We start from the raw sequence: 12,446 nt of genomic DNA, 5'->3' as shown, positions 1-12,446 counted from the left end.
TGATGACTCAGCGCCAGACGAGAGTAGAGGCGATCGCATAATTCCAGACTACACCAATCAGCGCACCGGCCGCACTGGCGCTGCTCCAGTGTCCATGCGTGTCATAAATCAACTGGGCAACACCAATATTGCCGAACGCCCCGATGGTGGCACCGATAACAAAAATGCATAGCCCCGGTAGCCAGCGTCGCCCGCGAAGAGGGCGATCAAGGTAGGTGATGCGATTGTTCAGCTGAAAATTGGCAAGAATGGCGCAAGCGGTACCGAGTATCTGACTCACCTGAAAGCCAGCTCCGGAGAAACGCGCCAATTCCGAAACCAGCAAATTGACGGCAATCCCGATCAGCCCGACAGCCGCGAAGATGATGAAACGCGTCGGGAGCCAACCACCGAAGGCACGCTCGATCAGCATGCCCAGAAACTGCACCATGACAAGCGGACTGAGCTTGCTCTCACCCGATACACGCGGACGAAACACGAAGGGCACTTCAATAAGCCGCGCCTGACGCGGCACGGACAGGACGATTTCAAGCAGAATCTTGAAACCTGTCCCGGTCAGCTTCGGGACAGCCTGTTCAAACATGGCCCGTCTCACCGCAAAGAAACCGCTCATAGGGTCGGAAAGCGGCATAGGCAGGATCGACTGTGCCAGTCTTATCCCGGCCTGTGACAGCATATGCCGCCACCGATTGGCCAGACCGCTGCTATCACCACCCTCTACATGGCGGCTGGCGACAGCAATATCGGCACGGTTTTCGAGTAGCGGTGTAACCAGATCACGCAGGATGCCCTCATCATGCTGCAGGTCGCCATCCATCACGGCAATAACGTGGGCCGTTGAAGACAGCGCCCCCTCAATCACCGCAGAGGAGAGCCCCCGGCGCCCGACGCGGCGGATCAGGCGGATACGGGGATCTTCCTGCGCGGCTTTCTCGACCGCTTTCGATGTCCCGTCCGGCGAATCGTCATCAACGAAAACGATTTCCCAGCGCGTGCCCTCCAGTGCGCGGCGCACCCCTTCGATCAGGGGAGCCACGTTGGCGGCCTCGTTATAGCAGGGAATGACGAGGGTCAGATCCGCCGGAAGCGGGGGCATCATACCGGAACGCCGGCCCTGTTCAGACTGGTGCGTATCGTCTGGAGCGTTTGCACGCGCACCACATGATCCAGATCCGTCAGGCGCTTAGTCAAATAGTTCTGATGCGCGGCATCACGGGCCACGAGGCGCACGAGAAAATCGCCGCCGCCCCGGATCATGTGACACTCACGCACTTCGGCCCAGCCAGCGACTTCGCGCTCGAAGGCTTCCAGCACACTGCCCTTCTGGCTCTCGAGCCCGATCAGCGCGAAAAATGTTAGCGACCACCCGAGCCGGGAGGCATCCACATCTGCATGATAGCCCTCAATAACTCCGATTTCCTCAAGGCGTCGAACACGGCGCAGGCAGGGTGGCGCCGAGATACCTGTACGTCGCGCCAGTTCGACATTGGTCATACGGCCGTCACGCTGCAACTCGGCCACGATCTGACGGTCGATCGAATCCAGATCGACGATCGTCGCGCTGGACGATCCCGGGGAGAGACCTGCCGACAGTGACTCGACTCGCGCCGTAGCGTCGTGAGGAGCAGCGTTGTGGGGGAAGTGGTCGTCAGGATCGTTGTCAGTCATCGTCACCGTGAGGGTCGGGCAAAACTAGTCGGTTGGCAGGCGCGCATCATCACCTATATCTGCATCCTGACCCGAGAGCCATGTCTCTTCGCAATTGTCTTGTCACTTAGGCATGGTGCATCAACACCCTGCCCGATGGTCAATGACTAAAAGTTAAACGAACACCAGTTCAAGGACATTCCCAGTGAGCCAGAGTTTCAGGACTGATCTGCTTGTTATTGGCGCAGGCCCGGCAGGCTATACCGCAGCGATTTACGCAGCGCGTGCCAATCTCAAGCCGATTCTTGTGGCCGGGCTGCAGCCGGGCGGCCAGTTGACGATCACAACCGATGTTGAAAACTACCCCGGCTTTGCCGAGCCGGTTCAGGGCCCCTGGCTGGTGGAGCAGATGCGCCTGCAGGCCGAGCATGTCGGCACCGAGATGCATTACGACCTGATCACGGAATGTGCATTCAACGAAAAAACCGACGATGGCTATTTCCGCCTCAAAGCAGATTCCGGCGCGGAATATCTGGCGCGCACCGTCGTCATCGCCACCGGGGCCCAAGCGAAATGGCTGGGCCTGCCCTCCGAAGCCAGACTGCAAAGCGGTGGCGTATCGGCCTGCGCCACCTGTGACGGATTCTTTTATCGTGGCAAGAAGGTGGCCGTGATCGGTGGCGGAAACACGGCTGTCGAAGAGGCGCTCTACCTGACACACCATGCCGACCATGTGACACTGGTTCATCGACGCGACAGCTTGCGTGCAGAACGCATCCTCCAAGATCGTCTTTTTGCCAATCCCAAGATCACGGTGCTCTGGAACAACGCGGTCGAGGAAATTCTGGGTGCCGGCAAGCCGGAGACCGTTTGTGGCGTGCGACTACGCAATACGGTTGATGGCAGCGAACAGACCCTGGGTGTCGATGGTGTATTCGTGGCGATCGGCCACAGCCCCAACACAGCACCGTTCCGTGAGACGCTGGAATGCGACTCAGAGGGCTACATCATCACGGTGCCGGGCAGCACAAAAACCTCAGTCGAAGGCGTGTTTGCCGCTGGCGATGTGCAGGACAAGAAATTCAGGCAGGCGATTACGGCGGCTGGTACCGGGTGTATGGCAGCCCTCGAGGCCGAGCATCTTCTGGCTGGACTATCCTGACATTTTGATCGTTATTCTTCCGTAAGAGTTGCTGCATAAAATGACTTGGCAGAGCCCAAGAATGCTGCCAAGTCATAGCGATCAACATTTGATGACCGCCAGGCACGCGACCGGGAAATCCGCCCGCTCGCGCTCTTTTTCTGACGTGGTCGGGGACGAGCTCTAGGAAAGCCGCATGGACTGGGACAAATTGCGAATATTCCATGCGGTTGCGGAGGCGGGTTCATTCACCCATGCCGGCGACCGGCTCAATCTGAGCCAGTCCGCAGTCTCGCGTCAGATCTCGGCTCTTGAAGAGACGCTGAACGTCCCGCTTTTCCACCGCCATGCCCGCGGCCTGATCCTGACCGAGCAGGGCGAGACACTCAACCACACCGTCCGGGAAGTGTTCTCGAAACTCTCCCTGACACAGGCCTATCTGAGCGAGAGCAAGGTCAAGGCCAAGGGCGAGCTCAAGATCACCACAACGTCCGGGTTTGGCCTCGGCTGGCTTGCCCCCAAGATTCAACGCTTTCTGTCGCTTCACCCCGATATCGAGGTGAGCCTGATCATGGAGGATACGGACCTCGACCTCGGGATGCGTGAGGCCGACGTCGCCATACGTATGCATCCCCCCAGGCAGGCCGATCTGATCCAGCGTCATCTGGCCAATTTTGCAATGCCTATCTATTCCAGTCAGGCCTATCTGGACCAGCACGGCGTTCCGAACAGTATTGCAGAGCTCGGCCAGCATCATCTGGTCGGGTTCGCTGGTATGTCACCTCCCCTCCCTGATGCCTTCTGGCTGCTCGAACTGGTCCGCCGCCAGTGTCATGGGTCGGTTCGCAACAAGCTAGAGATCAACAGCTTCCCGGCCATCGCCACGGCCATCGCGAAAGGTGCCGGGATCGGATCGGTTCCCACCTATCTGGCGCAGGCACATCCAGAACTCGTCCGCATTCTTGAGCACGAGCCCATTCCAACCGTCGAAGCGTTTTTCGTCTATCCCGAGGAACTCAAGATGTCGAAGCGCATCACGGTGCTGCGTGACTTCCTGCTGAGCGAGATTCAGGCAGGCAAGCATTGAACCAAGCCCGATAACCTCACCCGCAATCCCCTGGGTGATACTGTCACCGAGAAATCGCTCGCTGCTATTCCGATCTTGAGCCAGTACAGGCTTGCCTTGCAGAGTCGGGGGCCGGCTGTGTCACATCAACCTGAGAGGGCTGACGGCCCGCTGCGGCGCCCCCGCTTTTCTTGTCACCGACGAGCGGCCACCTAGCCTCGCTTGTTTGCATGAGCATTGACGCGCTCGCGTAGCTCCTTGCCTGCCTTGAAGAAAGGGATCGTCTTTTCTTCCACCGAGACAGCAGAACCCGTGCGAGGATTTCGACCCAGACGGGCATCACGCTTCTTGACGACAAAGGCACCGAAGCCACGGATTTCCACCCGGTCTCCACGCGCAAGGGCGCCGGAAATCTCCGACAGGATGGTTTGGACAATCATCTCGATATGACGGGCACTGAGATGAGGATGCGCCGCTGAGAGTTCGGCAATGAGTTCGGATTTTGTCATCAGGGGCTCTGCAAACTCTCGGTAACAAGAGGGCGGATCGCCTGATCCGCCCGACAACGCTCAGTTTTCACCGTGGCAAAATCGAGACTGCACCGTCAAGGCTCTGATAAGCCACCATCCTGTCGATTGCTTCGGGCCAGGCAAACAGCGAGCCGCCAAAACGGTGATAGAGGCGCTCCCACATCGTGCGGCCGGGTCTTTCGATAACAAGCTTTCTGACCGGCAGACCCTTGCCACCCTTGATCTGACCATGCAGCCATGCCGTCGCCTGCTCCTCATCGCCAATCTGGTCTATCAGATGAAGCGCAACGGCCTGACGTCCAGTATAGGGGCGGCCATCGGCAAGCTGACGGATTTCATCGACGGAGCGATGACGTCCCTTGGCAACCATCAGAACGAACTGGTCAAACAGATCGTCCACAATCCCCTGGAGCATCTGTCGCCCCTCGGGTTTGAGGGCCGTAAAGGGCTGTGACTGGTCTTTCATCGGGCCTGAAGCAATCGCATCGGCCTTGACACCGATATGATCGAGCAAGACCGAGGCATCGGGACGCATCATGATGACCCCGATCGACCCCGTGATGGATGAAGGATAGGCAAAGACTCGCTGAGCCGGCACGGCAATCATGTAGCCAGCCGAGGCAGCAAGACCCTGCATGGAAACGGCAACCGGCTTGTGGCTGGCAAAACCGGCAATGGCATCGTGCAGCGCCTCCCCTCCGGTTACACCACCGCCAGGACTGTCGATGACCAGCAGCATCGCCTTGATATGCGGGTCACGCTCTGCTCGCTCGATCGCTTCAACCGTCGGTCGTACCCTGTTGCCGATGACGCCCGTTATCTCGAGGCGTGCAATCGCATCATGGGGGGGATGAGGTCTGGCGGGTGCAAAGAGCACGAGCGTCGTCACGATCAGGGCCGCAACGGCGATACCACGCCAGAACAGCAAGCGCTTTCGCTGGCGACGCAATACGGCCTCACTATCATCATCCGTGCGATTGAATGCCGTCATCGGTCTTGTTTCCCATCACGCAAATAAAAAAGGCAACCCATCACAGGATGGGTTGCCTTTCGTGGCGCGTCTACTGGGTAAATCCCCGTTTCAGGCCTTTTTTGCGCGGCCGCGGCGGGCGGGACGCTCTTCGCCTTCACTACCTTCTTCGGTCGGGACGCGCGAGGCCGTATCAGCCCCGGCATTGATCTTGCGACCAAGACCGATTTCGCGAGCAAGATGCGAACGACGCTCGGCGTAATTCGGTGCAACCAGAGGATAGTCGCTCGGAAGGCCCCAGCGCTCACGATACTGCTCAGGCGTCATGCCATAGGCGCTCTGCAGGTGACGCTTGAGCATCTTGAGCTTCTTACCGTCTTCCAGGCAGACGATATAGTCCGGGAAGACCGATCGCTTGATCGGCACGGCAGGCTGCGGACGCTCCGGCTCGGGATCGGCCTGACCGGCACCTTGCAGGGCATTGTATACTTGCTTGATCATGCCCGGCAGGTCATCGCCAGCGATCGAATTGTTGGCAACGTGAGAGGACACGATCTGGGCAGTCAACTCGAGCAAGGCGACGTTGGTTTCTGACTCTGACATTTATTTTCTCTTTGTTGAAGTTTAACTCTTTTAACCGGATGTTTTATAGCATCAGTTTTTCGGGGTAAATAGGCTTAACGTTTTATCTTTTCTTTTTTATACTTCCAATAAGTTTGCGTTAAAATCAAATTGATCTGACAGTTTTTTTTCATCGGCATCAAGAAGAAATCCAGGACAGCGCTCTTATCTTCGAAGCATTTTTTTCTAATGCGTCAATATACGTAAAAGTATCCTAATATATCTTTGTAAATTTTTTGATAAGTCAGGAAAAAAAAACCGCCTCATCATCGTTGTTTGGATTTTCATTCGGCCATTTCCTTTTATTATTGTTTAATTAACGTTTTTATTCCTTCGCCAGATCAAAAATACCGCATGCCCGAAAGGGGAAAAATCGCCGAAAGGTCACAGGCACGATAATCTCGATGATAAAAAGCAGACGTGCGCATCCTGATATTGCATGATCATGATACGATCGTCGTATATTTTCTGGTCATTGGCACTCTCGTCGACGCTTGTCTTTTTACATTCGGTTACTCTTGCACCTCTCACAAAAACTGCTCTGAACAGAAAACCTGTCTCTCTGCTCAAGTAACCAGATGCTGTCGATGATCAGGTTTTCATCGTCTCCGTGCCTCGAGACGGTACTGACGCAATGGATAACGATTTTTAACAATCTGATAATTCTCTCCATTCACAGCTCATCCTGTCGCTGATGCACATCTGGCAGATGACGGCCTTCGGCCCATGTCAGACAGCTTCGCAAGTATGAGCATTACCGATTCTTTAGGCGTACGCTCCTCGGCTACGCTTTCTTTCGTCATGACGCCCTGCCATCATGGACCAGCCATTTGCAGGGCGGTGTTTTCTGCGCCTGCCATAGTCGTACAGAACGCGGTCCCCTTCCTTGCGCCTTTTCTCCTTCCTTCCCTCCGTCGCCAATCGCTCGGGTAAACGAACATCCCTGGCGGAGAAAATCGCCCTCAGGATGCCTGCCTCTTACGGTCTCAATCGCTGGAGCTGGCTGTTTGCTCCGTCCGCCCAGTCCGTGGAGTTTGCGCTACGCAATACGGTCGCTGCCTTGCTTGCGCTCGGCATAGCCATGTGGATGGAACTCGACAGTCCTATATGGGCGACGATGACCGTTTGGGCGGTCGCTCAGGGGACGCGCGGTGAAAGCCTTTCAAAGGCACGCTGGCGTATTGTCGGGACAATCATCGGTGCAATAGCCGCCGTCGGGCTCTTCACCGTGTTCCCGCAGCAGCCCTTGCTGTTTTTCCTCACACTGGCGCTCTGGATGGGGCTCTGCGCAGGGCTCGCCACTTTTGTCAGTAATTTCCGTGCCTATGCTCTCGTACTATCAGGCTATACCTGCGCAATCATTGCGATGGGCGCCGTCTACGATCCTGAGAACGTGTTCATCATCGCGGTTTCGCGCTCCACATATATCGCTCTTGGTGTGATCTGCGAGGCCGGGATGGGCTTGCTCTTTGCAACCAGTCAGGAACGCCAGGCGCGACAGGCGGTACAGACGAAACTACAGACGGCGCTTTCCCTAGTATCGCTTTCCATTGCCGACATTCTTTCAGATGCCGCCACCACCCAGCGCAAGGCACGTGAACTGTTTGCGACGATACTGCGCCTGAACAGCGAGATCGAATTTGCCGAGATAGAAATGGGCCCCCATGGGCACGAGGGCGATCACGCCCGTGCTGCGCTCGCTGCAGTTTCCATTCTGCTTTCCCGGGGCTTTGGCATGGCTGCGCGTCTGGCGGCTCTGGCTCACAGTCATGGCAGCTTTCGCGAGACATCCAAAAACGCACAGATCTTCCTGCGTGGGCTTGAGGAAAGGCTCCGCAAAGCCGAACCCATCCAGAGCATTCTGGCTGACCTGCATCTGTTGATCGAAGAGTGTCGTGTTCATGCCGCGCCCTTCATCAGGGCTGACTATGACGATACCCCTGACCTCGGTCCGGTCGATGAACGCGTCCTGCATGTCGCGCTTGGCGAACTGCTCAATGATCTCGAAATCGCCATCATCGAATATGATGCCAGCACGCATCTGATCCCACGCGATCGTTTCCATTTCCGGCTTGAAAGCCATCGCGACCCGCGTAATGCCGTCAATAATGGTCTGCGCGTGATGGCGTCCATCCTGTTCACGGCTCTGGTGTGGGAAGTGACAGCCTGGCCTAACGGCACCGGCTTCATCTCCATGACGGCACTCATCTGCGGTCTGTTTGCCACGCAGGAAAACCCGGTTCTCGGCACGACCGTGTTTCTCAAGGGAACCCTCTGGTCAGTTGTTGTCGGGGGTATCCTGACGTTCATCTTCGTTCCGAAATTCGACACATACGAAATGTTCATCATGGCCTTCGGGCCCGCCATGTTCATAGGTGGCCTCGCACGAGCAAATGCTGCCACCGCAGGCGCTGCTGCCGCATACGGGCTGCTGATGCCCAGTATGGTAAATGTTCAGAATCATCATCGCCTGGACGAGATTGCCTTTTACAATGGCGCGATGGGCACGGTGTTGGCGGCATGCGCGGCAGTGCTGGTATTTCACACCTTCCTGCCCTTCAGCCCCCAGGCAGAGCGTCTGCGCCTGCGTAGGCAGATGCTGGGCGAATTGCGTACCCTTTGCCACCTCGACAAGGCACCCGAGACCAGACAGTGGATCGGGCGCAACATTGATCGTTTTGCCCGCCTGATCCGTCATGCAGGCCCCTCCCCGCTACCTATCGTGGAAAGCTATCTGCAAGGGACGCTGGCGGTCATGACAATTGGCCTCAATGCCATCCGCCTGCGCACATTGCTCGACCGTGAGCATCTGCCGGTGACGGCCCGACGTCCCATAGAACTTCTGCTGGACCGCATGGAATATACACGCGACCGTCATGACCGGCCGGCTCGTATCGCCGCAGCGGCCGTACGCCGGTTACGCGCCCTCGATCGGACCGAGAAGGATCTGGTGACAAGGCTCGAACTCATACGGGGCATCTCCTACCTCGTGGTAGTCCGGGATGAACTGGTTGCCAACGCGGCCTTTCTGGATGAGACACAGGCTTTCACCAGTCACGAATTGCTCGAAGAAATCAGATGATCCGGTCCAGCCATCCTCGTGACAGTTTCGATAGCGAGACACCGCAGACGCGTCAGCAAAGCCTTGCCCTGCGCGGTACCATTCTGCGTTTCGTCGGTAACCCGTTCGATATGCCTCCTGAAATGGCTTTGAGCGCAGACACAGATGGGGTTATTCTCATCGAGCAAGGCCGCGTCAGCGCTGTCGGGTCTTACGGTCAGATAGCACCACAATTCGGTAGCGACGTGGTGATTGTCGATCATCGCGACAAGCTGATCGGACCGGGCTTCATCGATACCCATGTGCATTATCCGCAACTCGGGGTCATTGCGTCCTATGGTGAGCAATTGCTCACCTGGCTCGAGCGTTACGTCTTTCCTGAAGAGCGTCGCTTTGCCGAACAGACCTACGCACAACACATCGCCTCGGCTTTTCTGGATAACCTGCTTGACCAGGGCACAACTACTGCCGCGGTCTACTGCACGGTGCATCCAGAATCGGTCGAGGCCTTCTTCAGCGAATCCTCAAGGCGCAATACCCGTATGATCGCCGGGAAGGTCCTCATGGATCGCAATGCGCCAGATTACCTGCGCGATACGGCTCAGAGCGGCTTTGACGAGTCCCGACGCCTGATCGACAAATGGCATGGTCGTGGCCGTCAGCTCTATGCTGTAACGCCACGCTTTGCCCCAACCAGCACCGAGACCCAGCTTGAGCTGGCCGGAGCCCTCCTTGATACGGCGCCCGATCTGTTCATGCAGACGCATCTTCTGGAAACACTGCGCGAGGAAGAATGGGTCCGGTCCCTTTTCCCTCACCGTACAGGCTATCTGGATGTGTATGACCAGGCAGGGCTTGTTCGACCGCGCAGCATTTTCGGCCACGCCGTCCATGTAAATGAGCAGGACCTGACGCGTTGCGCCCATGCGGGCTGCACCCTGGCGCATTGTCCGACCTCAAACGCGTTTCTGGGCAGTGGCGCCTTTCGCCTGTTCGATGCCATGCGCCCCGACCGGCGTGTGCATGTTGGGCTGGGCACCGATATTGGCGGCGGTAACAGCCTCTCCATGTTGCGCGTGATGAACGACGCCTATTGCGCTGCACAGTCACATGGAACGAGTCTGCATCCGGTGCAGGCCTATTGGCTGGCAACAGCCGGGGCAGCACAGGCGCTGGGGCTGCAGCATCAGATCGGCCAGGTGGAGCCCAGGCTAGAGGCTGATCTTTGCGTGATGGACCCCTATGCGACGCCCCTTATGGCGCAACGTGCGAAACGGGCCGAAACGGTGTCAGATCTGCTTTTCGCGCTTTCCATGCTCGGGGACGACAGGGCAATCAGCGCCACTTATGTCATGGGGCTGCGGCATCAACGCTCAACGCCGTGAAACGCCAAACTCCCACCCCGGCACGATCAGCGCTCAGATGGCGCGGATCAGCCCGTATTGGGCGAGCCAGGATTCATACCAGACTGGCCAGTTCGCGGTGACCTGATCGGGCTCACCCATGCCGAAGCCATGCCCGCCACTGGGCAGGCGGTGATAATCGACAGCCGTCCCTATAGCCTCGCAGGTCTGGGCCATCAGTGCAGCGTTATAGGGGTTTGCGATACGGTCATTATCCGCCTGGGTCAGAAACACCGGCGGATAACCCGGCCTGACGTGACTTTGCACTGACCATAGACGCGCCAGATCAGGGGCTGCATCGACGCCCACAAGATCCCGATGCGTTGCCGTATGATCATAGGGCTTCTCAAGCGTGATCACAGGGTAGATCAGGGCAGCGCCAGCCGGTTTCGGCACGGATATTTTTGCAAGGAGGGACGCAAACGGACCTTCTCCATGCCATTGCGAGGCTGTCACGCCCATAAGATGGCCTCCAGCCGAGAAGCCAAGCAGGCTGATACGCGCCTTGTCGATACCGTCACGATGCGCATGGCGCCCGATAAGGGCAAGCGCACGACGGGCATCCTGCAAGGGAGCGAGCGGACCCTCTGCCCATCCCTCACCCGGCAGACGATAGACCAGCACATAGGCGGTCACGCCACGGGCCGAGAGCCAGCGTGCAGCAGGATAGGCCTCACGCTTCATGCCGATGCGTTGATACCCGCCCCCTGCCGCGATGAGTACCGCACTGCCATTGGGGCTGTTTGGGCGAAAGACCTCAAGGCGAGGCTCGGTGATATTGTAAAGAGCGCCCTTGGCCGTCGCCTGTTCCGGTCCGCTCGGACCACCACCGCCGGGTGGCGTCTCGGGCCAGAGCGCAATCTGCTCTGGCGATCGCGAGCGGGACGGCCCGTGACATCCTGTCAGAGTTGCGGCGGAGAGTGCGAGAGAGGATGTCAGCACGCGGCGGCGGTTGAGAGCATTTTTCGCCTCGACCGGCCCCGTGATCGCAGGGGTCAAACCATGACCGGAACCTTGCTCCGCCATTGCGATAGCGGGTCTGAAACTTCCGGGCGCTTTACGCGACATGCGGCTTCCTTCCTGCTTGTCGCGAACGGCGCTCAGGCCTTTCGGACGAATTCCGATTTGAGATTCATCCCGCCGATCCCGGGAATCTTGCAAGACAGATTGTGCCCATCGCTGGCATCGACAAGACGGATACCCTTGATTTTGGTGCCGCCCTTGATGACCGACGACGATCCCTTGACCTTGAGATCCTTGATGATGGTCACGGTATCGCCATCGGCGAGTTCGTTGCCATTGGCGTCACGCACCGTCGCATCATCGCCAGCCTGGGCTGTGCCATCCGCAGGCGCCCCCTCGACGCTCCACTCAAGCGCACATTCGGGGCAGACCCAAAGTCCACCGTCCTGATAGATATGTTCGCAGCCACATTGAGGGCAGATATCGCTTTTCACGATCTTGTCTTCCTGTTCATTGGGGGCGCCTCATGAAAAGATATCAGGGCACCGCTTTTTCTTGACGCGCAGGGTAGCGTTTACCCCTGACAGCATGGCTTTTGCCAGCGTCATATCGCTCTAAGCCGCGGCAAAGCGTCTCGCCACCCAGCGTGACAGAACCCAATAGGCCCGTTGGCCCGCCGTCGACCGTCTTTATTGATGGATTATTGTCGTGATCTGTCGACCCTTTTTTCGGGGTCTGGCGGAGAGGGTGGGATTCGAACCCACGGTGCCCGTGAAGGCACAACGGTTTTCGAGACCGTCCCAATCGACCACTCTGGCACCTCTCCGTAGCAGGATCACCTGGTCGTGGGCGGCTTATAAGGGGCAGGTCCGGTGGCTTGCAAGAGGGGGAAATGCGATTCTTTTCGTAAGGCCGTCATTTCGCCCTGCTCCCCACGCGATAATGATTGACGGAAGCGGCTTGCCTCCTGTAGTGAGCCCCCCTCGCGGGAGCATGCGTCTTGTGGTGCGTGGTTCGGCCAATAATAAAAAGCGACTGGGCAAT

11 protein-coding genes and 1 tRNA gene are annotated in these 12,446 nt (G+C 57.8%); 4 read left to right on the top strand and 8 right to left on the bottom strand.

The window, feature by feature from the left end; all coding sequences use genetic code 11:
• Positions 1 to 7: 7 nt before the first annotated feature.
• Positions 8 to 1,099 (bottom strand): glycosyltransferase family 2 protein, encoded by a 1,092-nt coding sequence (locus ED655_RS06200; RefSeq protein ID WP_122049418.1) that lies wholly within the window; start codon positions 1,097 to 1,099, stop codon positions 8 to 10.
• Entirely contained in the window at positions 1,096 to 1,593 is a 498-nt protein-coding gene (locus ED655_RS06195) for an Lrp/AsnC family transcriptional regulator (protein WP_051395788.1), read from the bottom strand. The genes ED655_RS06200 and ED655_RS06195 overlap by 4 nt, the downstream gene beginning before the upstream one ends.
• Before the next feature lie 259 nt (positions 1,594 to 1,852).
• On the opposite strand from ED655_RS06195, the gene trxB reads away from it, so the two are divergent.
• Positions 1,853 to 2,809, top strand: coding sequence for a thioredoxin-disulfide reductase (trxB, locus tag ED655_RS06190; protein WP_122049417.1), 957 nt, complete (start codon positions 1,853 to 1,855; stop codon positions 2,807 to 2,809).
• 175 nt (positions 2,810 to 2,984) lie between these two features.
• Entirely contained in the window at positions 2,985 to 3,875 is an 891-nt protein-coding gene (locus ED655_RS06185) for a LysR family transcriptional regulator (protein ID WP_122049416.1), read from the top strand.
• A gap of 191 nt (positions 3,876 to 4,066) precedes the next feature.
• Here ED655_RS06185 and ED655_RS06180 read toward each other — a convergent pair whose 3' ends face one another.
• The 3 genes from ED655_RS06180 to ED655_RS06170 form a co-directional block, all read right to left on the bottom strand.
• Positions 4,067 to 4,363, bottom strand: coding sequence for an integration host factor subunit beta (locus ED655_RS06180; protein ID WP_122049415.1), 297 nt, complete (start codon positions 4,361 to 4,363; stop codon positions 4,067 to 4,069).
• Positions 4,364 to 4,430: 67 nt separating this feature from the next.
• On the bottom strand, positions 4,431 to 5,375 hold the full coding sequence (sppA, locus tag ED655_RS06175; protein WP_122049414.1) for a signal peptide peptidase SppA: 945 nt from the start codon (positions 5,373 to 5,375) through the stop codon (positions 4,431 to 4,433).
• A 90-nt stretch (positions 5,376 to 5,465) separates the two neighbouring features.
• Positions 5,466 to 5,957: a Ros/MucR family transcriptional regulator gene (locus ED655_RS06170; protein WP_122049413.1), complete on the bottom strand. Its 492-nt coding sequence runs from the start codon at positions 5,955 to 5,957 to the stop codon at positions 5,466 to 5,468.
• Between the two features lie 985 nt (positions 5,958 to 6,942).
• Between ED655_RS06170 and ED655_RS06165 the strand changes: the two genes are divergently transcribed.
• Complete coding sequence (locus ED655_RS06165; protein WP_122049576.1) at positions 6,943 to 9,057, top strand: FUSC family protein; 2,115 nt, start codon at positions 6,943 to 6,945, stop codon at positions 9,055 to 9,057.
• Positions 9,054 to 10,421, top strand: coding sequence for a guanine deaminase (gene guaD, locus ED655_RS06160; protein ID WP_122049412.1), 1,368 nt, complete (start codon positions 9,054 to 9,056; stop codon positions 10,419 to 10,421). Before ED655_RS06165 ends, guaD begins: the two co-directional genes overlap by 4 nt.
• A gap of 33 nt (positions 10,422 to 10,454) precedes the next feature.
• Here the strand turns inward: guaD and ED655_RS06155 are convergent, their stop codons facing one another.
• The 3 genes from ED655_RS06155 to ED655_RS06145 all read right to left on the bottom strand — a co-directional run bounded on the left by ED655_RS06155 (position 10,455) and on the right by ED655_RS06145 (position 12,228).
• Positions 10,455 to 11,507: an alpha/beta hydrolase gene (locus ED655_RS06155; protein WP_240993528.1), complete on the bottom strand. Its 1,053-nt coding sequence runs from the start codon at positions 11,505 to 11,507 to the stop codon at positions 10,455 to 10,457.
• A 32-nt stretch (positions 11,508 to 11,539) separates the two neighbouring features.
• Positions 11,540 to 11,899 (bottom strand): zinc ribbon domain-containing protein YjdM, encoded by a 360-nt coding sequence (locus ED655_RS06150; RefSeq protein ID WP_122049411.1) that lies wholly within the window; start codon positions 11,897 to 11,899, stop codon positions 11,540 to 11,542.
• Between the two features lie 239 nt (positions 11,900 to 12,138).
• A tRNA-Ser gene (locus ED655_RS06145) sits at positions 12,139 to 12,228 on the bottom strand.
• Positions 12,229 to 12,446 lie beyond the last annotated feature (218 nt).

Origin of the sequence: Asaia bogorensis, assembly GCF_900465345.1 — a bacterium.
Taxonomy (GTDB): Bacteria; Pseudomonadota; Alphaproteobacteria; order Acetobacterales; family Acetobacteraceae; genus Asaia; species Asaia bogorensis_A.
Note: the sequence above shows the minus strand (reverse complement) of the source record. Positions and strands in the feature narration are given on the sequence as shown.

Coding starts and splice junctions, on each gene's coding strand:
- ED655_RS06185 (WP_122049416.1), top strand. CDS start 2,985: ATGGACTGGGACAAATTGCGAATATTCCATGCGGTTGCGGAGGCGGGT.
- ED655_RS06180 (WP_122049415.1), bottom strand. CDS start 4,363: ATGACAAAATCCGAACTCATTGCCGAACTCTCAGCGGCGCATCCTCAT.
- ED655_RS06155 (WP_240993528.1), bottom strand. CDS start 11,507: ATGTCGCGTAAAGCGCCCGGAAGTTTCAGACCCGCTATCGCAATGGCG.
- ED655_RS06200 (WP_122049418.1), bottom strand. CDS start 1,099: ATGATGCCCCCGCTTCCGGCGGATCTGACCCTCGTCATTCCCTGCTAT.
- sppA (WP_122049414.1), bottom strand. CDS start 5,375: ATGACGGCATTCAATCGCACGGATGATGATAGTGAGGCCGTATTGCGT.
- ED655_RS06170 (WP_122049413.1), bottom strand. CDS start 5,957: ATGTCAGAGTCAGAAACCAACGTCGCCTTGCTCGAGTTGACTGCCCAG.
- ED655_RS06165 (WP_122049576.1), top strand. CDS start 6,943: ATGCCTGCCTCTTACGGTCTCAATCGCTGGAGCTGGCTGTTTGCTCCG.
- guaD (WP_122049412.1), top strand. CDS start 9,054: ATGATCCGGTCCAGCCATCCTCGTGACAGTTTCGATAGCGAGACACCG.